The sequence below is a fragment of the Allobosea sp. BE125 genome (genome assembly GCF_031456075.1).
Taxonomy (GTDB): Bacteria; Pseudomonadota; Alphaproteobacteria; order Rhizobiales; family Beijerinckiaceae; genus Allobosea.
In genome coordinates, this window is the sequence record NZ_JAVDTY010000006.1 from 51,593 (window position 1) to 74,351 (window position 22,759).

Below are 22,759 nucleotides of genomic sequence, written 5' to 3' on the forward strand. Positions count from 1 at the left end.
TCGTTTGGACATTCGAGCCCTCATCCTGAGGAGCCCGGCCGACAACGTCGGCAAGGATTTCAGTCGGTTGGAATTTCGGGAAACGCGCCGTCATCCCGGGCGACTGCAAGGAGACCCGGGATCCATGCCGGAACCTCACCTGCAAGCGCTCCGGCATGGATCCCGGATCGGCGCCGCTGACGCGGCTTGTCCGGGATGACGGCGCGTTTTTCCGCGATGTTCAAGCTTTTGAAAACAGCGGCATCGTTATCGGCCAGCCTCTGAGGCGCCGCGTAAGCGGCGTCTCGAAGGACGAGGGCCAAACGGTCCCTCAGAGCGCCGGCTTGCCGACATCCATCAGCAAGCGCTCGGTGCGCGCATCCTCGATGCGGTTCACCAGGCGCGAGGCTTCGTGCATGTCGCGCACCGTCTTGGTCATGGTCACGCAGGACTGGACGAGCATGACCACGCCCATGCCGAGATAGCCCTTGGCCCACCAGTCGAGCGGCAGGAACAGGATGCCGGTGCCGACCATGACGGCAGCGGCGAGGAACGAGGCATAGGTGAAGCTGACCCAGGCGCCGCTATGGGGTTGGGAATTCTGGTTCATCGTGGATCTCCGTGTGTGAGAGGGAATTGGCGGGGTTTGGGTGATGCTCAGGCGGTCGCGGCGGCCTGGCCGCGCAGGCGAGCCAGCACGTCGTCGGCGGTCGGCTTCAGGCGCGGGCCGTAGCCGCGCGCCGCGAGCTTCTCGGTGACCGAGACCGTGGCCGCGCCGTCGAGCTCATCGAGCGCGAGATCGGCGGCCTCGGCTTGCGTCTGGCGCTCGCGCAGCCGCTTCAGCGTCTGCTCGGCCTCGCCAAGCGTCGCCTCATGGGGCCTGGCGGCTTCCGTCCGGCCGCGCCGCATCTCGCGCACGGCCTCCGAGGCGCGCGCCAGGCGCCGGCCACGGTCGAGCTCGGCGATGCGCGTCTGGGCCTGGGCGAGATGGCGCCGCAGCCGCAGGATTTCCGTGGCGAAGAGGGCCTGCGCGGCGGCAGCGGCATCGCGATCGGCCTCCAGCGTCGCGATCGCCTCCGCCCCCTCGCGGGCCAGGATCTCGTCGCCGGCATGAAGCGCCGCGCCGACCCGGTTCTCCAGATCGACGACCCGGCCTTTGGTCGCCGCGAGGCGGGCGCTCTCCTGCTGGTCCTGGGCGATCGCCACGGCGAGCGCCTTCTTGGCCCGGTCGAAGGCGGCGGTTGCATCGCGCAGCTGCTGGTCGAGGATCAACAGCGCGTTGCGGTCGGCGATGGCTTCGCCCGCTTCAGCGACGCTGCCGCGGAAGAGGGTCACAAACATCTTGAACATGGCTGGTTCTCCGTTATGAACATCGTTCACGAAGATAGGCATGACACGAACTTGAACGCCGTTCAAGACATATTTTGAACGTTGTTCAGGGTTAGGATCAAACATGGTCAAGACGACGGAACGCCGGGAGCGGCAGCGCGAGGCCCTGGTGCTGGCGGCAGAGCGCGCCATTGCTGGGAGGGGGCTTGCCGGCCTCAAGGCGCGCGAGCTGGCGAGCGAGGTCGGCTGCGCGCTGGGGGCGATCTACAATCTCGTCCAGGATATGGACGAGCTCGTGCTGCGCGTCGGTTCGCGAACGCTGGCCCGGCTCGACGCCGCCTTGGCGCAGGCGACGCAAGGCCGCCGCCTGGATTCCAAGGAAGAAGCGAGCGCCCAGCTGGTCGCGGTCGCGCAGGCTTATTGCGCCTTCGCGCGCGGGAACCTGCAGCTCTGGCGCACCCTGTTCGAGCACCGCATGGCGGAAGGCGCCATCGTGCCGGAATGGGCGATCGACGAGCAGATGACGATGTTCCGTTACATCCTGGCGCCGCTGCAGCGGCTCCAGCCGCAGGCCGGCGAGGCGGATCTCGTCCTGCTGAGCCGAACCCTGTTCTCGGCCGTCCACGGCGTCGTCATGCTCGGGCTCGAGGAGAAGCTCGTGGCAGTGCCGCAGCGCGAGCTCGACCGGCAGGTCGAGCGGTTGGTGGAGCTCGTCTGCGTGGGGCTTGCGAGCCAAGGGCAGGGCGGGTGATGCGGGCGGCGCTGGTTTGGAACGGTGTGTCCTCATTCTGAGGGGGCCGCGTAAGCGGCGTCTCGAAGGATGTTCCAGATGTGTTCGGAGCCTCCTGGCGCAGGCAGTTCATCCTCCAAACCACGTCGCCATCCGCCCGCCGCAGGCTCCGCGCCTGCTGCTGGCCGACGAGATCATCGACAAGGCGAAAGCCTGGCTTGGGGCGAGGTTGGTGGGGGTGTCGGCGGGTTGAGGCGTGGCGAGGGCGACGATCCTTGCGACTAGGCTTAAGGTTGGGCGGCGCGGGACCGCATCGCCAGGGGCCGATGAGGGGCGGGCGATCCGCCGGATGGCTGGTGGGTCTAAAAGGACGACGCAAGCACCATCATCGCCGGCCCATTTTAGGTCTCGTTGGCACAGATTGCGGTAACGGTCCGGAAGCGTCGGCTCCAGCCCGTTGCCGACACCACCAATGTCCAGAGTCCGGCAGTCTAGTTTGTCGGTTCGAAGGGCCGTCGTGCTCGCGCGTCGGCCGGCTCTACGGCTCCTGCCCCAGCGTCGGTTAAGTGAGTTACGTAAAATACATTGCACCTGGGCGCAGTGAACGCGATGAGGGGAAGCCGTAGATGCAGCCCGCATCTCGCGTCGTGGAGCGTATCAAGTTGAAATTTCGTCGCACAGCCGTAATTGCGCTAGCTTTGTCGCTCCTTGTCTCCCCCGTGCTCGCAAAGAATTTTGCCGTCCCCGACAAGGATCCGGCCATCATTGTTTCGATCCCAAACGACTGGGATACCAAAGAAGTTAAGTACGGATACGAGGGTTGGTCGCCCAACAAGGATGTCTATATTTCTGTTGAATTCGCCGCAATCAAGAATGTTAAGGCAATGATGGAAGCCAACCAGAAGTGGATGAAAGATACTGGTATTAAAGTGAATAAGCCAATCGAGGCCGAAACGAATTTGAACGGTATCGCGGCGACGATTTACAAATTCGAGACGACCTACAAGGATGAGCCGACCACTGTAGATTTCATCATGCTGCCCGGCGGTAAGGACCGCGTTGTCCTGCTTACGCTCTGGGGCAACGATGAGGAACGCACGAAGCACGGCAAGGCGATCGATTCGATCCTCTCCAGCGTCAAAGCGATTAACTGACCTGGTCGCGAAAGCTTGAGTTGCAGCCGCCGGGGCCATCTCCGCCGACTGCAATTCACCCCGGCTATTCCACGTCACTCTGCGGCCCCGAGCGTTGGGTCGCCGAGTGACCGAACGCATCGCCGAACTGACGGACGTCTCTGAGCGCGGTCCGTCAGCCAACTCCATCTTCGGCGTCTGGGGCCGGATACCGAGCAGTGTTGCGTAAGCGACTCGTATTCCAGCGCTTTGGTCGCTAGTTTAGCCGATGTGAGGTTGCGTAGCGATGAGGTGGTGTCATGCCCAACGCCGACGCCGTGATGATCTCGTCTTATGAACTGCGGAAGGCTGCTGTGCTGCGAGCTGCACAGCTCATCTCATCATCGCGGGCTTCCGATGGTGAGCGGGAATTCGAGATGCTGACCGAGGCTATCGCGGATTTCGATATCCGTCAGGAAGCTCTCGGCTTCATTGAGCTCCCGCCGGCTTTCATGCGGTTCCTGTCCAGTGGGGATCACGGTCGGGTTTCGAGCGGCCGTCGCTGAGACGAACAGGGCTGTTCGGCAGGCCGCGCGCTTGGAAAGCGGTTCCGCGCGTTTCACCTGCGTCCGCCTTCTGAGTGCTTTCGAATGGCAGCAGTTGGCGCGATTCATCGGGACGTCCGATTGGCGTCTATGGGCGCATGCATCCGCAACGATGGGCGGTTGGCCCTTGCCGAGCACGGATGGCGCGATTGCTCCAAGACTGCGCCGCTCCAAGACCGCGCTGCACCAAGAATTCGTGGCTCCAAGATTTCGCGGCTTTACGACTTCGCGGCTCTAGCGGAGCGATTGACCGAAGCGCTCAAGGCTCGCCGCCAGCGGTGTCGTCCCCGCGCCGGGATGCTGGGGCAGGGCGTAGACGCTGCCTTCGACGCGGATCGGTTCCCCGAAATGATCCTTTACGCAGAGAATGTATTCGAGGATCGTCGAGGCCGGGTGCCAGTAGGACAGGTGGACATGGACCTGGCTCATCTCGCCGGCATGCGGCTCGCCGAGGTCCGTCCGCCAGGGGTGGGTTTCCTTTGCCCTAGGCACCCTTCCCACTGACTTTCTTCGACGTCTTCGCGGGAGCTGCCGGCAACACGGTTATGGTCACCTTCTTCGAGATGAGCATCGGTTTGAACGGCCTGTGTTCGGAGTCGCCGAGCACCAATTGGAGGGTATGTTGTCCAGGCGGCAGCTCAAGCCTCGCCTCCGTCTGGCCCGCACCGAAGTGAAGATGCTTGTTGTCCGTCGGAAGCGGTTCCTCCGGATCGATCACATCGGTGACATCGACCAGGAGGTGGTGATGTCCGGCATTCGGAGCGGAGCTACCGGCCTGCGTCACGCCCATATTCCGCAGGCCGAACCGCACCCAGAATTCGCCACGGATCTGCGCTCCGTCCCAAGGATAGATGATGTACAGGCGCGCATCCGGAGAAGGCGCGCGTTGCGGTGGGGAGGGGTTTGGGGTCGGCGCCGTCTGCGCCAGGGCAGCTGGAGGGAAAAGGCTCACTGCAGCAAAGGCAAGCACGATGCCGCTGGCTGATCGGCCCATGGAATCCTCCTGTCAGAGCGAACGCGCTATCCTGAAACCATGCGCGGGGTAGCGCACTCCCGTATCGTAGTGAGTCCGGCTCGCTGGCCTCACGGAGGCAATGTTGCTGCGCCAGGAGCCGCCTCTCAGGACGTTCTCGCGGCAATTCTCAGCCATACGAGGGGAGCCATCCGACGGCGCATCCCGGTAGTTGGGCAGCCAGCAATCGGCCACCCATTGCGCGACCCCGCCTCCGAAATCGGCGCCACCGAACGCATTGCGTGCGAAACTGCCGACCGGCATCGGAGCCTTCGGATCCTGGGGGCCGCCGCAATCCTTGCAATTGGCCTTGCCAGGTTCGAGATCTCGCCCCCACCAGAAGCGGGTCGAGCTACCCGCCCTGGCGGCGTATTCCCACTCCGCTTCGCTCGGCAAGCGGTAAGGTTTGCCGGTCGATTGCGCGAGCCAGTCGACATATTGCTTGGCATCGAGCCAGCTCAGATTGCGCGCTGGCGCTGCGTCGCTTCCGTCGAGCGGGATGTTGCAGCCCTTTGCCGCCGCGCATCGGTTCCACTCGGCGACGGAGATGGGAGACCGACCGATTGCGAAGGGCGCGATGGCCACGGTCCGGATCGGCTGCTCCGAGGGGTCTTCGTCGCTGCCCATCCGGAAAGATCCGCCGGGTATGCGGAGCATCTCGGGGCAGGTTTCGCAGTCGCGGAAGCCCGAAGCGGTTTGGATCGTCCGTGCGGCAGGAAGGCTCGGAGTCAAAATCGCGACCTGCGGATCCGGAGCTGGGGCGGCAGGCACGGGATCGGCTGTCGGCGCCAAAGGTTTGGCCGCATCCGCATTCCTGCTGGCTGGCGGTTCAACCCGCGGGGTCGGGGCAGGCCGGTTGGTCACCGAGGTCAAAGGGACGGGCACCCATTGGTGGACCTGTCCGACAGACACCAGGCTTGGCTGGCCGCCGACGGGCCAGTAGCCGGCGGCGTAGAGGCCTGCGGCAACCAGCGCAAAGGCCGCCACGATCCCCGCCGGGACCGCGAAAAGCCGTCTATTTTTCGTCGCGCTAGCGAACGAAGCCGGGTCGGGAAGGACACTATAGATGCGAACGGGATCGGTGATGTTCTTCAGCTTCTCGTCGCCAAGCGACTGATATCCGCAGACCAGCTTATTCTTGATCTGTTCGTAGACGCCGCCGGAGATATAGACCCCGCCGGGCATCGCCAGAGCCTCCAGGCGGGCGGCGATGTTGACGCCATCGCCAAAGACATCGTCCGGCTCGACGATAACGTCGCCCAGATTCACCCCTATCCGGTATTGCAGCCAGTAATCGCGCGGCAGACCGGTGTTCCTTGCCGCCACGGACTGCTGAACGACGATCGCGCATCTCACGGCTTCGAGCGGGCTGTCGAACATGGCGAGGAAGCCATCGCCGGTGGTCTTGATGAGCCTGCCGTAATGCTCTTCCAGCGTGGGATCGACGATCTCGCGGCGAACCTGCTTCAGCCGACGAACCGTTCCCTCCTCGTCGTGGCCCATCATCCGGCTGTAGCCGGCGATGTCCGCCGCGAGGATCGCCGCAAGCCTGCGATGAGCGTGCGGATGAGTTGAAAACTCTTCGCGCATCCTGACCACCATCAGATGGATCAGACAGCCCCCGATCCGTACATATCAGGTAGCGCATCCAGCGTCGCTAATTTTACGCTGACCTCCGAGCGCGGGGCGCCAGCCGTCCACGCCGCAGGCGTCAGCTTTTGGGCGGCGCAGCCCAGGTTCCGATCGTGGTGCATGCGAGCTGGGGGGCGAAGGGCGTTTCAGGCCCTTTCCGGAATCCAGAGACGTCTGCCTTTCAGGCATGCTTGTTTGCAAGGCAGCCAGTAGGCAAAGTGGCGCATCTGCCGCGTTAAGGGCCGCCGGTTCGCGTCGCAGCACCGCCGGGCCGCCTAAGCATATCGAGTTCCTTGTCGTCGGGTTCGAAATGCCGGCGGTTTCTGTTCACTGGAATTGGCCCTTCATCAGGGCTGCCGCGACTAATGACGTCTATCGTTGCTTTACCGAGTGTCGTGATTGGAGTTTTTCGAGCAGTAAAGAAATACGGCAATGATAAGCATTTTTGGCTATATCTGGCGCAATAGTCGACTTGAGCAGATAAAAATCCTCTGCATCGTAGTCGTGTCCTTGCCGTTCTATTATCTCTCCCTTGATCTGCCGAAATACATCATCTCCGATGCCTTGCAGGGCCGTGCGTTCGCAGGCGGACAGGAGACCGCGCGCCTCTTTCACATCGTGCTCAATCTGCCGGGCGCATTTGGTGGATCGTTCGCGCTGTTCGATGGGGTCCGGCTCGATCGGCTATCCTATCTGTTTGCGCTTTCGGGCCTGTTCCTCCTGCTTGTCCTGATCAATGGCGGGTTCAAATACCGTGTGAACATGCGCAAGGGAGCGTTGGGCGAACGGCTGCTGCAGCGCCTGCGCTTCGATCTGTTCTCCGCCCTGCTGAGTTTCAAGCCGGAGGCATTGCAGCGCATCAGGCCGTCCGAGGCGGCGACGATCATCAAGGACGAGGTCGAGCCGATCGGCGGGTTCGTGGGCGATGCCTTCGTGCAACCGGTCTTTCTCGGCGGCCAGGTGCTGACCGCGCTGACTTTCATTCTGGTGCAGAACCTTGCGCTCGGCGTGATCGCGGCGAGCATGGTCCTGATCCAGGGCGCGGTCATTCCCGCCTTGCGGCGCGAGCAGATCCGCCTCGGCAAAGAGCGGCAGATGGCGTCGCGGGCCCTGGCCGGCAAGATCGGCGAAGTGGTCGAGACCATCGGCGAAGTTCTCAACCACGGCACATCCGCCGTCGAGAAAAGCCAGGTCGCGCAGCGACTGGAGCAGCTCTTCGGTATCCGCTACCGGCTTTTTGAGCGCAAATTCGCAGTCAAGATGCTGAACAGCCTGCTGGCGCAGCTCACGCCCTTTCTGTTTTACGCTGTCGGAGGTTATTTCGCGCTGACCGGGCGCCTCGATCTCGGCCAGCTCGTCGCGGTCATCGCGGCGTATCGCGACCTGCCGCCTCCGGTCAAAGATCTGATCGACTGGGACCAGCAGCGGCTGGACGTAGAGGCCAAGTTCGAGCAGGTCGCCCAGCATTTCGCGCTGACGGGCGATACGCCTGCCGAAACCGGCGCCGGCGAGAGGGCGGGCTTGCCCGCCGCCGGACTGATCGTGCTGCAGGGCGTTACCGTCGTGAATGCGGCGGGCGACCAGGTGCTGGACCGGCTGTCGTTGTCGCTGCCGCTACAGCGGCACATCGGCCTGTCCGGCGGGGCGAGCGAGGCCGCCGGGATCCTGGCGCAGCTGCTGGGCGGCGGTATCAGCGCTGGCGACGGCGCGCTGACGATTGCCGGCGTTCCGCTGGCGGCACTCTCGCCGGAGGCGCGCGGCGGGGCGATTGCCTATGTCGGGCCCGAACCGGTCATTCTCGACGGGAGCCTGCGGGACAACATCCTCTACGGCCTGCGCCGCGTGAATGGCGACGCGACCAACCTGGCGGGCTGGTCCATCGATCATCGCCAGGCCCATGCCGCGGACCATGGCGAGCTGGCCTCGCGGCTGGTCGAGGTCTTGCGCATCGTCGGGCTCGCCGATCCGGTGTTCAAGTTCGGGCTGGCCCGCAAGCTCGATCCCGCCACTCCCACCGATGTGGTGCTCCGGATTTCGGACATCCGCGCCCGCATCCAGGCCGGGCTCGCCGCGCGCGGCGCCGAGGGCGCGATCGAGCCCTACGACCCGGCGCGCTATACCCGCAACGCGACGATCGGCGAGAACATCGTTTTCGGCATGCCGGTCGACCCCGCTTTGGTCGGCACGCGGCTGGCCAGCCACGAACCGACACGGCGGCTGCTCGCCGGGTTGGCCCTGACCGAAACGCTGGCCGGGATCGGGCGGCGCATCGCCGCCACGATGCTGGAAATCTTCCGCGATCTTGCGCCGAGCCATGTGCTCTTCGAGCAGTTCTCCTTCATCGCCGCGGAAGATTTCCAGGACTATCGCGAGCTGCTCGGCCGGCTGGAGGTCGGCGCAGGCAGCGAGGCCGACCGCACGCGGTTGATTGGGCTGGCCTTTCTCTATGCAGAACCGCGCCACCGTCTCGGCCTGCTGGATATGACGATCGAGACCCGCATCCTGGCGGCACGGTCGGCGTTTCGTGAGTGGAGCTCGGCGGATCCGGCCCAGCCGATCGCCTTCTACGACCCGCAGCGCTACTGCCCGGCGGCGCCCCTGCGCGACAATCTGCTGTTCGGGGCGGTGACGCATGATGCCGCCGACGAGGTTGTCCGCGAAACGCTCGCGGAACTCGGCCTCGACGCCGAGGTCTATGGATGGGGCCTGGATCAGCCGGCCGGCTATGCGGGCCGGTTGCTCTTTCCGGTCATGAAAGCCCAGATCGCGCTTGCGCGCTGCCTCATCAAGCGGCCGCAACTGCTCATTCTCAACAACGCCTTCGGAGCCTTCGGCCAGAACGAAGCGGGCCTGATCCTGGATCGCATCCGAGCGGAGATGGCTGGACGGACATTGATCGTCGCGGGGCGCGATGTCGGACCCGACCAGGGTTACGATCTGCACATCGCATTCGACGGCGCGAGACCGGCCGTCCCGCAGGACAGGCCGACCCCGGGCGATTCCGGGCCGGACCGGGCGGTTCTGCTCGACAGCGCGGAAATCCGGGTTCTGCGGTCAGTGCCCATCTTCGGCAATCTCGACACTGCTCGACTGAAGCTTCTCGCCTTCACCAGCGAGCGCATCGCCTTTGCCCAAGGCGACGTGCTGTTTCGGCGGGGCGATGAATCGGATGCGGCCTATGTGCTGCTGTCAGGCACGGTCGATGTCATGAGCGAGACCGACACAAGCGAACCCGTCCGGATGTCGAGCCTCGCCCGGAATGCGATCGTCGGCGAGATGGGCCTCGTCACTGGCGATCCTCGCTCGGCGACGATCGTCGCAACGTCGTCCGGCGAGGCGTTGAAGCTGCGCAAGGAGGTCTTCCTGGCGCTGCTCGCCGAGTTCCCGCAGATGGCGCTCTCGGTCATGCTACTGATGGTCAAGCGCCTCCAGACCAATGTGGCCGCTTCGGGCCAGCCTCGCCAGGACGATGGCGGGCGCGATCCCTGAGCGCCCGCGTCGCTCCCTCGAGGCCAGGACGAAAGCGCCGTTCAAAGATCGGACCGCAGATCCCTGGGCAGGCCGAGGCTGCTCTCTCGTGAGGACTTCGGGCCGGTGTACAGAGTATCGGTACGCGTCAGACCAATGTCGTCGAGCGTGCGGTCGTCGATGGAGCCGGCACAGAAGCGGGCCCAGCGGTTGTCGCGAAGCCCCGCCAGCCAAGGCCGCAGGCTCCCGATCGCACGCGTCACGCCTGCCAGGAACGGGCATTCCCGAGTCTGAAAGGGCTGCGCGGTCTCGCGAAGCGGTTCCAGGGCCACTAATTTCAAGGGCGCGTGACGAAGATCCAGAGTATTGTGCACGGTGAAACCTCCTCCTCGGGTCAGTCGCGCCATGACTGTGGGAAACGGTCGCGGCGGCTGGTCCGGGCGGGTTTCTGGACCGTTCCCGTCTGGCCTTCTGTGCGCCACGTCACACAAGCTCCGACCCGCGCCGGAAAGACACGAACCGGAGGCCGACGCATGAACGATGCGGCTCCTCGTATCGTGAGCCTCTTGTCTGCGAATCCGTTCTTCGCAGGCCTTGCTGAGGACACCCTTGCCAAGATCGCGGGCATCTGCCGGCATAGGCGTCTTGCGGCGCGAGAGGTCCTGTTCCTGAAAGGAGACCCGAGCGACGGGCTTTATGCGATCCGGCGCGGCCTGATCCGCATCGGAACCACGGACGAGCTCGGCCAGCAGATGACGATGAATCTTGTCGGAGGTGGCGACGTTATCGGTGAAATCGCGTTGCTAGACGGTCGTTCGCGAACGGCCGATGCCGTCGCGATGGAGGACACCGACATGTTCTTCCTGCCACGTCGCGATTTCCTGACCCTGCTCGATTGCGAGCCCTCGATCGCGCAGCAGTTGATCGGCCTCCTTTGTGCCCGGCTGCGCGACGTCATCGAGCGCATGGAGGAGACGGCGTTCCTGCCAGCCGCGGCGCGGCTGGCACGGCGTATCCTCATGCTCGCGGCCGATTACGGGTCGGAGATCCACGTCTCTCAGGAGGAACTGGCATCGCTCGCCGGCGTCACGCGTGAAACGGTGAACCGCCAGCTTCAGGGCTGGAAGCGCGCCGGGTTTCTCGCCCTGGGGCGTGGGCGCCTGACGATCCATGATATCGACCAGTTCCGCGCACTGGCGAAGATCGGGACGGTCCGCAGCTAGACGCGGTATCACTTCGGGGTCCGACCTTCGCACGCTTGGGGCACAGCCAGACGAAGCGCGGAACTCTGGTCGGTGATCGCTGCCGTGAGTGCTTAGCCGGTGCTGCCGATGGCGGCTGCGAAGATCGGCACAGGCCGGTCAAAACCCTTCAAGGCCCGCACATCCAGTTCGACGAGAGGGACGCTCGATCCGGCCGCGAGCGCTGCGACGTGGTCGACGAGGATCTCGGTATCGTTGGCGCTCGAGCACAGGCGCGATGCGAGGTTCACGACGTTGCCGATCGCGGTGTAATCGAGGCGGCCTTCGGAGCCGATCCGCCCGACCGTGGCGGGTCCCATCGCCAGCCCGACGCCGAAGCCAAGCCGATGGTCAAGGGCGTGCCAGCCGAGCAGGAGCTTCTGCACGCTCCTTTGCATGTCGCTCGCCATCCTGATGGCGCGCACGGCCGGGTCCGGGCAAGATACCGGAGCGTTGACCAGGACCATCATTCCGTCGCCGGAGAAGCTCGTCAAAGTCGCGGCATGGGCGCTGATCACCCGTTCGAGAGCGTCGTAGTATTCGCTCAAGACGGCCATGACGGTTTCGGGCTCCGCCCGAGCGGAGAAGGCAGTGAAACCCCGCAGGTCGCAGAAGACCACAACCACTTCGACACGCCGGCCGTCGAGCACATGGTCGTCGGCCGTGCTGTCGACCAGTTCGGCGACTTGCGGCGCGAGAAAGCGCTTGAGCCGGCCGATGCGCTCCGAACGCTCCTGTGAGACCGCCAACTCGACGGCCATCTCATTGAATCGCGTCGCCACCCGCTCGAATTCGTCGCCTGTGGCGAGGTCGATCCGATGCTCGAATTGTCCGGCCCCGATCCGCGCGACGCCGTCCTCCAGAAGGCGGATCGGTCCGATCATGCGCTGGGTCAGCCAGTAGGCAAGCATCGCCGCGAGGGCCGCGCCTGCAATAAGCAACGCGGCGGTGCGCCAAAGGCCGGCGTAGATGGGTGCGAAGGCCTCGGCCAAGGGTTGCTTGACGATGACGCTCCAGCCGGAACCGGGTATCCCCGCCATCGCCGCCAGCACCGTTTGTCCCGCCATGTCCCGGCCGGCGATCGCGTGGCCGGACTTCGCGAGAATGGCCGCTCGCAGGGCCTGGAGCGGTCGCGTCGCCGTCTCGTCGGCGCGCAACACGAGGCTGATGTCGGGGTGGGCGATGAGGCGGCCGGGCTGGTCGAGTACGAACGCCTCGCCGGTTCGCCCCACCCGTATCGCCGAGATGACATCCCAGATGAATTTGAGGTTGACCTCTGCGACGGCCACGCCGGCCGCCGATCGGTTGCCTGCGACGGCGATGGTCACGAAGGGTTCCGAGCCGCCATAAAACGTCACCGGGCCGAGCCAGGCCCGATCCGCGCGCGCACCCCTGACGGCTGGATTGCCCGAATGGTCGGTACCGTCCTCGATCTTGTTCAGACCGATGCGCGAGACGAACAGCCGCTCTTTGCCGGCCCCGTCGACGAGGGTCAGGCTCACGACCGCCGGAACCTGGCGTAGCAGGCGCAGGGCATCGAGCCGGCGCCTGTCATCGGCAGTCTCCGACCAGGGCAGCTGAACGGTCCACTGAAGCTGATCGCGGATTCCATCCATGAAATCCTGGATCTTGGCTGCCGCCGATCGGGCCTCCACATCCAGAAGCTCATTCAGCCTGTCCCGCCGGTCATTGAAGCCGAACCACGCTTCGCTCCCACCCGCCATGAGAAGAGGCACGACGACCGCCGCAAACAGGGCGAGAAAGGACTTCGCGAACAGTGATGATCGGGGGGCGAGAGGTAAATCGGACACCGTGTTGGCCCCTGCGCCGGCTCGCCGGCTCAATCATTCGATCACGACGTCGGCGCTGCTCAGCAGCGGGACCGGGAGAGGTATTCCCAGGGCAGTGGCAGCCTTCAGATTGATGACAAGCTCGACTTTGGTGACCCGCTGGACCGGCAGATTGGAAGGTTTCTCGCCCTTGAGGATACGGCCGGCGTAGATCCCGGTGTGACGGTGCGACTGTCGGAAATCGCCGCCATAGCTCATCAGGCCGCCGGCCATCGGGAAGTCGCGAGCCTGGGTGATCGCCGGCACCCCATGGCGGCTCGCAAGTTCGGCGAGCCGCTGGCTGCGATAGGCGAAATAGGGATCCGAGGTGAAGACGAGGCCTTTTGCACCCATCTGAGGCACGGCCGCGAACACCGCGTCGAACTCCTGTTCGGTGCTGGCATTCAAAATGCGAAGCTGCAATCTCAGGCTGCTTGCCGCCGCCTGCAGCGTCCTCATCTGCGAGCCCGAGGTCGGGCTGGTCGGATTGACGGCCACCGCGATTATCTCGGCGGCCGGAAACAGCTCGGTCATGAACTCCAGGCGCTTGCTCGAGACCTCGACGCTCAGGCTCGACACCCCCGTGAGATTGCCTCCTGGCCGAGACAGGCTGCCGACCACGCCGAGTGCAATGGGGTCGCCCCCCATCTCGAAGACGATTGGGATCGTTGCCGTTGCCGATTTTGCCGCAAGCGCGACCTCCGCCCCTCCGGGCGCCACGATCACGGTCACCTGACGGTCGACGAGATCCATCGCGAGCGCGGGCAGGCGACGATATTGGCCCTCTGCCCATCGAAATGCGATGCTTACATTGCGACCCTCAACGTAACCGGATTCCGCCAAGCCCTCGCGGAAGGCATCGAGGCGGCTGGCATAGGGTTCGGGGGCCTCGGAGCCGAGATAGCCGATCACCGGCATGGCTGGCCGCTGGGCGCGGGCCGGGCTCATCCACGCCGCTGCCCCGCCGGCAAGCGCGATAAAATCGCGCCGCCTCATTCGACCCGCAGCTCGGGCGGGAGCGGAGGGCAAGAAACGCAAACTCATCCCCTTCGAACCAGAAGCCGCTGTTGTCCTGCAGCGCGCAATCTGCCCCGGTGACCGAACGGCAGTATAGCCGCACAGCCTGCCCTCCGAAAGCCGATACCCATGTCCCACACCTCAAGACGAGGCCCGCAGCACGACGTTCCTTATGTGATCCACCTCACATTCCCTGGATGCCGGAGCGCGTATCCGTTGAGGCTCTGGAAGCCTTGGAGCGCGCGACATGACCGCCATTCCTGAGGATAGGCTCGAACAATTCCATCGGCGCGCAGTCGAGCAGACGCGTCGCGCGGGGCTTTCGGCTTATATCCTGAAGGAGGATGGCAGCGTCGTCCGAGTTACCCCTGACGGGAAAACGGACCTGATCGTCGTCCGGCTCGGCCTTCGGAACGCCCAGTCTGGCGAGTGCGAGGCGCTGCGCACGCAATGAAGAGCCGAAATCAGCGTCCCCCTTATCATGGAGACGTGTCACGCCTGAATTCGTCATCGAAAGAGATATGCTAGGCGTCGGCGCTCCGGCCCGCTGAATTGAAGGCTGCGTACTGATCATGTCTCCAAGGCCGCACAGGGCGGCTGACGATCATCGGTCTTTATTCGCGGTCAGCCGCTCGTCTCCGCGTTCGATTATCTCGCGCAGGCCCTCTTTGGGGATAAAACTATGTTCACTCACGTCATGATCGGCAGCAACGACCTGGAGCGGGCTAGAGATTTCTACGACGCCACATTCGCCGCTTGGGAGGCGAGCCTGGCGAGATCGATGCCAGAGGCAGGCTGTTTTATGCCCACAAGGGCGGTCGGCTGATGATCACGAAGCCGATCGACGGCAGTCCAGCGACCGCGGCCAACGGTGGGACTATCGGTATCGCCGCTGCGAGCCGTGACCATGTGCTCGCTTGGCATAAGGCCGGCACCACGCATGGAGGCACGGCGATCGAGAGCCCACCCAGCGAGCGCCCGAACGGAGCCTTCGTCGCCTACCTTCGCGATCCGGACGGAAACAAGCTCACCGCGCGCTCTCAGCCGACGAAGTAACACAGCTAGCAACAGCCGCCCGCGAAACAGCTAATGCGCTCCTGACCGTCGAACAGCGCTTCGTCGCGCCGCGGGTGGAAATCGCTGATGCAGGTCTGCTGCGGTCGCCGCGAGGTCGAGAATGCCGTGCCCAGTTCGCTCCTGCCAGTCCGCAGGACCATAGGGCTGATCCGCGTTGCGCCGGATGGCACCCGCGAGCGTGTCTGGCATCAGCCTGCCGGACGGCCATCTCGTGCGCAGGAGCGCGACAGCGCCCGCCGCAAGGCCACATGCCGCGGAGGTGCCGGTGTTGCTGCCTGGGTAGTCGTCACTCGCAAACTGGCTGGGCGCACATATGTCCGGTTTGTTGTTGGCCATGCCGGCGATACCCGGACCCTGGCCCGAATAGCCGAGCCAAACCTGATCGTTGCGCACGGCGCCCACCGTCAGCACCTCCCGCAACGCGTTGGCCCCGTTGATGCCGCGGGAGGGACCGGTGAAATCCGGTGAGCAGCGTGGGTTTGGGCAGAATTGGCCACAATTGCCGGCGGCAAAGACCAGATCGGCTCCAGTATCGTTCAACAGCCGCAATGCGATCGCAATCGGGTGGTCGGGATTGTTGGCATAGCTGGCCTGGCCGGGCTTCACGGTTGGATCGAAGACCGCCCAGGCGTTGCAGATCACCCAACCCTCTGCCTTCCGCGCCCCGGTGGCTATGGTGCTGAATATGGAAAACAGCGCGGCTGCGACGGAACTCAGGAAGACCGGGAACCGCGTGATGCCGTCCGGAATTGCCGGGCAATCCAGCAGCTTTAGCTTGGCGGGGGGCGCCGCCGCCAGCGCAACGGCCCGTGCGTTTCGCGCCACCATTTCGCCGTGAGAGGTCAGCGGGTTGCCCGGCAGCCGCACTGCGCCGGAATGCGCGGAAGCCTCCAGGACGGGCCAACCTTTGAAGCTGCCCGCAGGAAGAAGACGCAACGGCAAGCCGGTGTCCACGAAGACGATGTTGACTTGCTCAGGCCCGGGCAGTCCAGCCGCCGTCAGCAACGACGGGTTCGCTCGGATCGTCCTGAGCGCTGCGGCGCGATCTCCCATCAAGCCATCGCCAGCTTCGTTCGGGCACCAATGAGTTGAGAATGGATCGTGCGCCGGATTCACCACGAGATCGGCCCCGACAGCGGCGCCAGGTCCAAGATTCTCGCGCGTCACACTGTTGGCAAAGACTTCCGCAGCCTCCTGCCCACCATGAATGATGATCCCGAAAACCAGAAACTCGAGAAGCTCATCCCTAGAGATGTCGACGCCAGCAGGGGGCGGAATGTTCGACGGGTAGGCAACCACGCTGAACAAGTCATCGCGCCCCAGGCGCATTCTGGCGTTGAGCTGCCTATGGACTTCTTCGGAGTCCCAACGCTTGTAAGCTTGGCGCAGTTCATTCCAGGCGCGAACGGACAATACCAGGCGGACTTCGTTCGGGTCCGACATCCTGAGCCCCCCGATCCTGCCGCGGGCAGGCTCCCGCAGGCCACCATTCTCAAAAGACTAGCGCTCGGGCGCTTCGAGCGCCATGATAATTGTTATACCACGGGGGCCGGCGCACGGCGCCCCGACCGATCGGATCCAGCCGCAGGTGGGTGTGCCGATGGTGTTCGCTTCCGACGTCGACGGAAATGTACCCGCGCCAGCCCACGGCGAGCGCCACATGGTCGCCATCGCCTTCGCCGACGTTGTCGGCTACTCGACGCTCATGGCCGCGGATGAGGCCGGTACCTATGGGCGATGGATGGCCCTGCTGCGCGGCTTGATCGAGCCCGAGACGGAACGGTGCAGAGGCCGGATCGTGGACGTGTTGGGCGACGGCGTCCTGGCCGGGTTTCAGAACGCAGGCGATGCCGTCGCATGGGCTCGCGCCATCCAGCACGGCATCAAGGCCGATCTCGAGGCCGCAGGCTCGGTCGACCCCGTGCCTGTCGTCCTCCGCATCGGAATCCATGTCGGCGACGTGATCGAGAGTAACTCCCAGATTTTCGGAGATGCGGTGAATTTCGCGGCGCGGCTGCAGTCACACGCAGCGCCCGGCGGAATCGTGATCTCCGAACGCACACGGGACGCGCTGGACGCCTCGGCTCAGGTTGATCTGCGGGACCTAGGATATGCCGATCTGAAGGGCTTCCACAAGCGCGCGCGCCTGTTCGCGATCGAGACCGAGCTGGTACGGGTCACTGTTCCGATTCAGACAGGAGCGGGGCTGCCCTCCCTCGCCGTGCTGCCACTCCTCGATCAGGATGGGGATACGGAAGATGCTCATTTCGGAGACGGATTCGCGGAGGACGTGGGCATGTCGCTCGCCGGCCTGCACGAGCTGTTCGTCGTTTCCCCGGCCTCAAGTGCCATCTTCCGCGGCCGCCAGCCGGACCCCCGAGAGGTAGGTCGTGCACTGGGCGTACGCTACGCGCTTCTCGGGAGAATGCGCCGCGTAAACGAAGGATACGGCATCTCTGTGCAGCTTTGCGACACGCATTCGGGTGAAACGCTCTGGGGCGAGCGCGCCCGTATCGGCATGGGCGAGATTTTCGATCTGCAGGACGAGGTGGCCCGCAAGATCGCGATGGGGCTCGCGCCACAGGTGCGCTCCGCCGAACTCCAGCGCGCGATGCGCAAGGCGCCGGAGAGTCTGACGGCCTATGATCGGATGCTGCGCGCCCTCTACACAATAGCGAGTGCGGATTACGCCACGTTCGAGCGAGCGCGCAGCTACCTGGGCGAGGCCATGGTTGAGGAGCCCGATTTCGCCCTGCCGGTCGCTTGGGCCGCACGCTGGCACAGCGTGCGGATCGGGCGCGGGTGGTCGCAGCATCCCGACGACGACGCTTTGCAGGCGCTTGAGCTTGCAACGCGTGCCACAAACATCGACAGGGCGAACGCATTGGCTCTTGCCACTCTGGGCCATATGAACACGATGCTGCGGCGTGACAGCGACGCCGCGCTGCAATGTTTTAGCCAGGCTCTCGCGGCCTGCCCGAACCACCCGCTCGTCTGGACGCTGTCGAGCGCGACGCTCGCCTATCTTGGTAAAGGCGAGGAGGCGGTGCGCCGCGCCGAACAAGGACTTCGGCTCTCGCCGCATGATCCGATGCGCTATTCACAGCTCATGTTTCTGGGCATCGCGCACTATGCCAACGGCAGCTTCGACGAGGCTGTGCGCTGGCAACGCCGCTCATTGGCTGAAAACCCGCTGCATGGGGCGACGCTCCTGCTGCTCGCGGCGGCTTTGGCCGCGGCAGGCTCGCGAGACGATGCCCGGCAGGTGGCTGCCCGGTTCATGGCCGTGCGCCCCGGCTTCTCGCTGGAAACGTATTCACGTACACGCCTGCCGTTTTTCGAACCTGGCCTGCGCGAGGCCTTCGCCGCGCATTTGCAGCAGGCAGGCCTGCCGAACTGATAGCGAGGGCATAATAGCATCAATGTCCTAACGTGGAGGGGGAGATGGCGCGCAATGGTGCATTCGGTCCCGCCGACGGGGCTGACGGGGCCGATGGAGCGGAAGGCTTTGAGAACTTCGACGCGCTGGGCGGCGGCCGCGGTTCTGTTATCCGCCCAATCGGCGTCGCGCCGGAAAGGGATATCCGGAAAAGCAACGGCGAAACGGATTATCGCGGCCATCGCTGGCCGCCGCGCCTGGGCCATGCCTGGCCGCCCACTTTGCCGACCGATTGCTGGCCTATCGCCCCCGAGGCGATCGAGCCGCGTCTGACTGACTTCACACCCGACAACGCCTCTTTGCTCGTTCTTGCAGAATTTATGAAGTTGAAGAATTCATCAGGTCAATTGGCCTGGACAAAGCTCATGCATCTCAGCGACATGCAGGCCGACATCGATTTAATTAGCGATATCGATGATGATAACTGTTCGACGGTTCAAAGAGAATTAAAACACCTGCGGCGACTTGCTCAATTCCGGTCCGGAGCGATGGCAGAATCGCTGGCTCAACGCAACGGCATCATCGGATATTTCCGCGCCTTGCTGCAATTCAACCTTCAGACGCATCCGTATACATATTACTTCGCAGCTGCGGCGCTGCGACTTGGGCAATTCCTTTGCATGTACTATAAGGACATATTCAATCGCCCGCGGCCCGTCCGCCTCGATCCGAGCCTGCTCGCGCCAATCGATCCCCCAGGGCATCCAGCCTATCCGAGCGGGCATGCAACCCAGTCCTTCCTCATTGCGAAATGCCTGGAGCAAGTGGTTCCGGTTGCGCTCGGTTCACGCCCCCCGGACGCCACCAACCCCGAGGGCCAGCCGGGTCCGTTCTGGCTGCTGGCCGAGCGCATCGCGAAGCTCCGCGAGGTCCTCGGAGTGCATTATCCGAGCGACACCAGAGGCGGTCTTCGCCTGGCCGAAGGCGCGTTCCCGCTGATGCTCAAATGCCCACGGATCGCCGGCCGCGGTGTCGACAACGATGGCGACGGCGCTCCTGATAACCAACTCAAGGACGATTCCGGAGGGCCGTTGTCGATCGCCGGACAGCCCATCTACGACAATGGCTGGCTTGCCCTTGCGCGCCAGGAGTGGGAGCCGCGCAAGTAATGCCGGAGGTCCCGCTCGCGACGCAGGCGAGAGCCCTGCCTTACACCGTTCCGCCGCGACCACGGCCAGCCGCGGTCGGCCTCCTTGATCGTCTTCCCGTGGGCCCAGTGCTCACGGGGGACCGGTGCAATCGTATTCCCGCGTTTATCCTCCGCGCCGTCCGAAACCTTGGCTAGCAGCCTCACCGAGACCGGTTCAAAGGCAATCTTTCCTGGATGATGGCGATCGGCGGTATTGGCGCCCTTCGCCATCGCGATGGGCAGCAAGCCACGACCTCTCCGACCAACGGCACCAATACGCTGGTCGGAGTTCAGGAGATGAACGCGCTGGTCTTTGTCCGGCGCAGAGAGTTGCTCGCGGATACAGCCGGTGCCGGGCGTTTCCGCAGCGGCATGGTGATATGGACTATGCGTGATCTCGCGGCCGAGCTACGCGATGTGAAGCACGGCTTCGTTTCGGCCGAGACCGCATCGAGCATCTATAGGGTGGCGATTGGCGTTTGCTGCTGGAGCTGTTGGCGTCGATATCGAGAAGATCAATGCGATGCGCTTGCACCACGATCGGCTGGCCATCCCCCAATAAAGTCAGAACTTGGTCAAAAGGGTGCCGCGTCGCGCTCGCAGGTCGTTCGCGCGACACATCGAACCATGACAGCGAGAATGACCTTCGCGCCGTCATCGTACACTGGCGAGTTCAATCCAACGTCCGCTTCCAGACGGTAGTCGCATGTCAGGAACTGGCGCTTCACCGGCATCGGGCAAATCGGCTCTCAGGCAAATCTTGGCGCGAGCTGCAAATCATCACGCGTGCTCGCCGATGTACGGGTAGGGCGCAGGGCGCACGGTCATTGCGGCGCTGCGGCACACTCTCGGCGACACTAGGGGGAGGGGCCGGCTACCGAGCCATCTTGTACAAGCGACTCGTATTCCAGCGCATTGGTCGCTAGCTTGGCCGATGTGAGGTTGCGTAGCGATGAGGTGGTGTCATGCCCAACGCCGACGCCGTGATGATCTCGTCTTATGAACAGCGGAAGGCTGCTGTGCTGCGAGCTGCACAGCTGATCTCATCGTCGCGGGATTCCGACGGTGAGCGGGAATTCGAGATGCTGACCGAGGCTATCGCGGATTTCGATATCCGTCAGGAAGCGCTCGAATTCATCGAGCTCCCGCCGGCTTTCATGCAGTTCCTGTCCAGTGGGCATCAGGCTCGGGTTTCGAGCGGCCGTCGCTGAGACGAAAAGGGCTGTTCGGCAGGCAGCGCGCCTGGACAGTGGTTCCGCGCGTTTCAGCTATGTCCGCTGTCCGGGTGGTTTCGAATGTCGGCAATGGGCGCAGGGCCGACTGCTGCCGAAGCGTGCGTCCAAGGGCTCAGTTAGGGTGGAGAGCGACACTCGCTGCCAGATCTTGTTGAGGTCAGGCCGCGCAGCGCCAGACGGGCTGTGTCGCGGAGTTCAGCCTCGCCGGCGCCGCCTCGCGCCGCGACCTTGAGGCCCGAACGCAGGACCAGCAGCATCCGGCCGACAGCGTCGGTGTCGAGCCCCGCGTCAAGTTCGCCGGCCTCGACACCATCGCGAACTCTGGCAGAGAAGGCCGCGGCTACGGTCTCGCCGGCGGCGTCATTGAGGGCGTTGATCTCGGGGTCCGAGCGGCTGAACTCGACAACCGACCCGACCCCCAGGCAGCCGCTTTCGACATCGTCACTGGAGCCCAACCCGACCAGCAGGGCCGCCTCGATGCCTTCGGCCGCCGTCCCTTCCGCAAGGGCCTCGCGCATCTGCGCAAGTGAGCCGGCCGCGTAGCGGCGCAGGGCCTCCAGGAACAGGCTGCGCTTGTCTCCGAACGCGCCGTAGAGGCTTTGCCGGGCGATGCCCATAGCTTCGAGCAAGTCGCTGGTCGAGGCCGCCTCGAAGCCCTGGCGCGCGAACACCTTGATCGCGCTGGCGATGGCCTCGTCTCGATCGAACTCGGTAGGTCTGGCCATGATCGCATTGTACCAATTTTGATCGATCAGTCCAGAACGCTCTTGACTGAACGGTCCCGAATGCAGGATTGATTTAGGACCAATCAGTCAAGAATGAGGATCGCACATGACCACCAGCTTTTCCGCCACCGCGCCAGCCCTGATTTTCGGCGGCGCGCGCGGCATGGGCGCCGCCATCGTTCGTCGTCTGGCCGCCGACGGACGCGCCGTCGCCTTCACCTATGTCAGCGCGCCGGATCGAGCCGCCGCGCTGGTCCAGGACATCGAAGCCGGCGGCGGGACGGCGCTTGCCATTCGGGCCGACAGCGCTGATCCCGAGGCCGTGCGCCTGGCGGTCGAGGCCGCTGTCGAGCGCGTCGGCACGCTAGGGGTGCTGGTCGTCAACGCCGGCATCCTGATGGGCGGCGCCATCGATCAGTTCGCCATGGACGACTTCGACCGCATGCTGGCAATCAATGTGCGCGGGGTGTTCGCCGCGATCCGCTACGCTGCCCCCCACCTGTTGAAGGGGGGGCGTATCGTGACCATCGGGAGCAACACCGCCGAGCGGATCGGCTCGCCCGGTTCCAGCGTCTACGCCATGACCAAGGCTGCCGTGGCCCAGTTGGTGCGCGGCGCCGCACTCGACTTCGCGCCCCGCCAGATCACCATCAACAACGTTCAGCCCGGCCCGGTGGAAACGGATATGACCGCTGACCTGATGGCGTACATCGTTCCCAAGCTGCCGCTGGGCCGCATCGGCAAGCCGGATGAAATCGCCGACTTGGTCGCCTGGCTGACGGGCCATGGGGCCGGCTACATGACCGGCGCTAGCCTGACCATCGATGGCGGATGGACCGCCTAGCGCATTTCCGCGTTTCTCCGAATCTCGAAAATGCTCTCGCTCCTTGTTTTATCGCATTTTCTCCGCGCAAACGCTTCGCGTTTGTCGCGGGGGAACCGGTGTCCACTTCGCTCGAAAACGCTCTGGCCACGCGGTCGGGGCGCGGGCGATCGCTTGCACGCAGCGCCGGTCCAATCCTGGCGTCACCTGCCGGGTCGATCGGCCCGCCAGGAACCGGGCCCGCCCGCAGTCCTGGATGGGTCGGGAGCTTACCTTCGGCGGCGCACAAGCAATGTCCGGTTTCGGGCGATCTTCCAGTGTCTGGTTGTGGCGCAATTCACCGGGACGTCCGACTGGCGTTTATGGGCGCACTCACC

20 protein-coding genes and 2 pseudogenes are annotated in these 22,759 nt (G+C 64.4%); 12 read left to right on the top strand and 10 right to left on the bottom strand.

Annotated elements, in window-relative coordinates:
* Positions 1-310: 310 nt before the first annotated feature.
* Positions 311-589 (bottom strand): YiaA/YiaB family inner membrane protein, encoded by a 279-nt coding sequence (locus J2Y55_RS14990; protein ID WP_310154505.1) that lies wholly within the window; start codon positions 587-589, stop codon positions 311-313.
* A 47-nt stretch (positions 590-636) separates the two neighbouring features.
* Positions 637-1,329 (bottom strand): PspA/IM30 family protein, encoded by a 693-nt coding sequence (locus J2Y55_RS14995; RefSeq protein ID WP_310154509.1) that lies wholly within the window; start codon positions 1,327-1,329, stop codon positions 637-639.
* A 103-nt stretch (positions 1,330-1,432) separates the two neighbouring features.
* Here J2Y55_RS14995 and J2Y55_RS15000 point away from each other — a divergent pair, with 103 nt between their 5' ends.
* The 3 genes from J2Y55_RS15000 (at position 1,433) to J2Y55_RS15010 (ending at position 3,716) form a co-directional block, all read left to right on the top strand.
* Positions 1,433-2,059: a TetR/AcrR family transcriptional regulator gene (locus J2Y55_RS15000; protein ID WP_310154513.1), complete on the top strand. Its 627-nt coding sequence runs from the start codon at positions 1,433-1,435 to the stop codon at positions 2,057-2,059.
* Positions 2,060-2,664: 605 nt separating this feature from the next.
* Positions 2,665-3,192, top strand: coding sequence for a hypothetical protein (locus tag J2Y55_RS15005; RefSeq protein ID WP_310154516.1), 528 nt, complete (start codon positions 2,665-2,667; stop codon positions 3,190-3,192).
* Between the two features lie 278 nt (positions 3,193-3,470).
* Positions 3,471-3,716 (top strand): hypothetical protein, encoded by a 246-nt coding sequence (locus J2Y55_RS15010; protein ID WP_310154519.1) that lies wholly within the window; start codon positions 3,471-3,473, stop codon positions 3,714-3,716.
* A 273-nt stretch (positions 3,717-3,989) separates the two neighbouring features.
* Here the strand turns inward: J2Y55_RS15010 and J2Y55_RS15015 are convergent.
* From J2Y55_RS15015 to J2Y55_RS15025, 3 genes and pseudogenes are all read right to left on the bottom strand, one after another.
* Positions 3,990-4,199, bottom strand: a pseudogene (locus J2Y55_RS15015) (mandelate racemase/muconate lactonizing enzyme family protein); the annotation flags it as partial.
* A gap of 40 nt (positions 4,200-4,239) precedes the next feature.
* On the bottom strand, positions 4,240-4,749 hold the full coding sequence (locus J2Y55_RS15020; protein WP_310154523.1) for a DUF4399 domain-containing protein: 510 nt from the start codon (positions 4,747-4,749) through the stop codon (positions 4,240-4,242).
* Between the two features lie 12 nt (positions 4,750-4,761).
* Positions 4,762-6,369 (bottom strand): SUMF1/EgtB/PvdO family nonheme iron enzyme, encoded by a 1,608-nt coding sequence (locus J2Y55_RS15025; RefSeq protein WP_310154526.1) that lies wholly within the window; start codon positions 6,367-6,369, stop codon positions 4,762-4,764.
* Between the two features lie 534 nt (positions 6,370-6,903).
* Between J2Y55_RS15025 and J2Y55_RS15030 the strand changes: the two genes are divergently transcribed.
* Positions 6,904-9,888, top strand: a complete 2,985-nt coding sequence (locus J2Y55_RS15030) for a cyclic nucleotide-binding domain-containing protein (RefSeq protein WP_310154531.1) — start codon at positions 6,904-6,906, stop codon at positions 9,886-9,888.
* Positions 9,889-9,929: 41 nt separating this feature from the next.
* Here J2Y55_RS15030 and J2Y55_RS15035 read toward each other — a convergent pair whose 3' ends face one another.
* Positions 9,930-10,241: a hypothetical protein gene (locus tag J2Y55_RS15035; RefSeq protein WP_310154533.1), complete on the bottom strand. Its 312-nt coding sequence runs from the start codon at positions 10,239-10,241 to the stop codon at positions 9,930-9,932.
* On the opposite strand from J2Y55_RS15035, the gene J2Y55_RS15040 reads away from it, so the two are divergent.
* On the top strand, positions 10,215-11,090 hold the full coding sequence (locus J2Y55_RS15040) for a Crp/Fnr family transcriptional regulator (protein WP_310154535.1): 876 nt from the start codon (positions 10,215-10,217) through the stop codon (positions 11,088-11,090). The genes J2Y55_RS15035 and J2Y55_RS15040 overlap by 27 nt on opposite strands.
* 92 nt (positions 11,091-11,182) lie before the next feature.
* On the opposite strand, the gene J2Y55_RS15045 is transcribed toward J2Y55_RS15040, so the two are convergent.
* On the bottom strand, positions 11,183-12,919 hold the full coding sequence (locus tag J2Y55_RS15045) for a cache domain-containing protein (protein WP_310155314.1): 1,737 nt from the start codon (positions 12,917-12,919) through the stop codon (positions 11,183-11,185).
* Between the two features lie 33 nt (positions 12,920-12,952).
* A complete protein-coding gene (locus J2Y55_RS15050) occupies positions 12,953-13,933 on the bottom strand; it encodes an ABC transporter substrate-binding protein (RefSeq protein WP_310154538.1) in 981 nt (326 codons plus the stop codon).
* Between the two features lie 268 nt (positions 13,934-14,201).
* Here J2Y55_RS15050 and J2Y55_RS15055 point away from each other — a divergent pair, with 268 nt between their 5' ends.
* Positions 14,202-14,408 carry a hypothetical protein gene (locus J2Y55_RS15055; protein WP_310154542.1) on the top strand — a complete coding sequence of 69 codons (207 nt, stop codon included), beginning with the start codon at positions 14,202-14,204 and terminating at the stop codon, positions 14,406-14,408.
* 228 nt (positions 14,409-14,636) lie between these two features.
* Positions 14,637-15,010, top strand: a pseudogene (locus tag J2Y55_RS15060) (VOC family protein).
* A gap of 30 nt (positions 15,011-15,040) precedes the next feature.
* On the opposite strand, the gene J2Y55_RS15065 reads toward J2Y55_RS15060, so the two are convergent.
* A complete protein-coding gene (locus J2Y55_RS15065; protein ID WP_310154544.1) occupies positions 15,041-16,474 on the bottom strand; it encodes a S8 family serine peptidase in 1,434 nt (477 codons plus the stop codon).
* A 217-nt stretch (positions 16,475-16,691) separates the two neighbouring features.
* Here J2Y55_RS15065 and J2Y55_RS15070 point away from each other — a divergent pair, with 217 nt between their 5' ends.
* The 4 genes from J2Y55_RS15070 (at position 16,692) to J2Y55_RS15080 (ending at position 20,810) form a co-directional block, all read left to right on the top strand.
* Positions 16,692-18,431: an adenylate/guanylate cyclase domain-containing protein gene (locus J2Y55_RS15070; RefSeq protein WP_310154547.1), complete on the top strand. Its 1,740-nt coding sequence runs from the start codon at positions 16,692-16,694 to the stop codon at positions 18,429-18,431.
* A gap of 44 nt (positions 18,432-18,475) precedes the next feature.
* A complete protein-coding gene (locus J2Y55_RS15075) occupies positions 18,476-19,579 on the top strand; it encodes a phosphatase PAP2 family protein (protein WP_310154550.1) in 1,104 nt (367 codons plus the stop codon).
* A 218-nt stretch (positions 19,580-19,797) separates the two neighbouring features.
* Positions 19,798-20,301 carry a hydantoinase B/oxoprolinase family protein gene (locus J2Y55_RS30100; protein ID WP_404978941.1) on the top strand — a complete coding sequence of 168 codons (504 nt, stop codon included), beginning with the start codon at positions 19,798-19,800 and terminating at the stop codon, positions 20,299-20,301.
* A gap of 263 nt (positions 20,302-20,564) precedes the next feature.
* The gene (locus J2Y55_RS15080; RefSeq protein ID WP_310154552.1) at positions 20,565-20,810 is read left to right on the top strand and encodes a hypothetical protein; all 246 of its coding nucleotides are present in this window, start codon (positions 20,565-20,567) and stop codon (positions 20,808-20,810) included.
* 140 nt (positions 20,811-20,950) lie between these two features.
* On the opposite strand, the gene J2Y55_RS15085 is transcribed toward J2Y55_RS15080, so the two are convergent.
* Positions 20,951-21,559: a TetR/AcrR family transcriptional regulator gene (locus J2Y55_RS15085; RefSeq protein WP_310154556.1), complete on the bottom strand. Its 609-nt coding sequence runs from the start codon at positions 21,557-21,559 to the stop codon at positions 20,951-20,953.
* Between the two features lie 106 nt (positions 21,560-21,665).
* Here J2Y55_RS15085 and J2Y55_RS15090 point away from each other — a divergent pair, with 106 nt between their 5' ends.
* The gene (locus J2Y55_RS15090) at positions 21,666-22,403 is read left to right on the top strand and encodes an SDR family NAD(P)-dependent oxidoreductase (protein ID WP_310154558.1); all 738 of its coding nucleotides are present in this window, start codon (positions 21,666-21,668) and stop codon (positions 22,401-22,403) included.
* Positions 22,404-22,759 lie beyond the last annotated feature (356 nt).

What these genes read in the sequence shown, in the direction of transcription:
- J2Y55_RS15000 (WP_310154513.1), top strand. Translation starts at nt 1,433, where the DNA reads ATGGTCAAGACGACGGAACGCCGGGAGCGGCAGCGCGAGGCCCTGGTG.
- J2Y55_RS15020 (WP_310154523.1), bottom strand. Translation starts at nt 4,749, where the DNA reads ATGGGCCGATCAGCCAGCGGCATCGTGCTTGCCTTTGCTGCAGTGAGC.
- J2Y55_RS14995 (WP_310154509.1), bottom strand. Translation starts at nt 1,329, where the DNA reads ATGTTCAAGATGTTTGTGACCCTCTTCCGCGGCAGCGTCGCTGAAGCG.
- J2Y55_RS14990 (WP_310154505.1), bottom strand. Translation starts at nt 589, where the DNA reads ATGAACCAGAATTCCCAACCCCATAGCGGCGCCTGGGTCAGCTTCACC.
- J2Y55_RS15075 (WP_310154550.1), top strand. Translation starts at nt 18,476, where the DNA reads ATGGCGCGCAATGGTGCATTCGGTCCCGCCGACGGGGCTGACGGGGCC.
- J2Y55_RS15055 (WP_310154542.1), top strand. Translation starts at nt 14,202, where the DNA reads ATGACCGCCATTCCTGAGGATAGGCTCGAACAATTCCATCGGCGCGCA.
- J2Y55_RS15050 (WP_310154538.1), bottom strand. Translation starts at nt 13,933, where the DNA reads ATGAGGCGGCGCGATTTTATCGCGCTTGCCGGCGGGGCAGCGGCGTGG.
- J2Y55_RS15065 (WP_310154544.1), bottom strand. Translation starts at nt 16,474, where the DNA reads ATGTCGGACCCGAACGAAGTCCGCCTGGTATTGTCCGTTCGCGCCTGG.
- J2Y55_RS15010 (WP_310154519.1), top strand. Translation starts at nt 3,471, where the DNA reads ATGCCCAACGCCGACGCCGTGATGATCTCGTCTTATGAACTGCGGAAG.
- J2Y55_RS30100 (WP_404978941.1), top strand. Translation starts at nt 19,798, where the DNA reads ATGGCGATCGGCGGTATTGGCGCCCTTCGCCATCGCGATGGGCAGCAA.
- J2Y55_RS15080 (WP_310154552.1), top strand. Translation starts at nt 20,565, where the DNA reads ATGCCCAACGCCGACGCCGTGATGATCTCGTCTTATGAACAGCGGAAG.
- J2Y55_RS15025 (WP_310154526.1), bottom strand. Translation starts at nt 6,369, where the DNA reads ATGGTGGTCAGGATGCGCGAAGAGTTTTCAACTCATCCGCACGCTCAT.
- J2Y55_RS15005 (WP_310154516.1), top strand. Translation starts at nt 2,665, where the DNA reads ATGCAGCCCGCATCTCGCGTCGTGGAGCGTATCAAGTTGAAATTTCGT.
- J2Y55_RS15085 (WP_310154556.1), bottom strand. Translation starts at nt 21,559, where the DNA reads ATGGCCAGACCTACCGAGTTCGATCGAGACGAGGCCATCGCCAGCGCG.
- J2Y55_RS15070 (WP_310154547.1), top strand. Translation starts at nt 16,692, where the DNA reads ATGGTCGCCATCGCCTTCGCCGACGTTGTCGGCTACTCGACGCTCATG.
- J2Y55_RS15090 (WP_310154558.1), top strand. Translation starts at nt 21,666, where the DNA reads ATGACCACCAGCTTTTCCGCCACCGCGCCAGCCCTGATTTTCGGCGGC.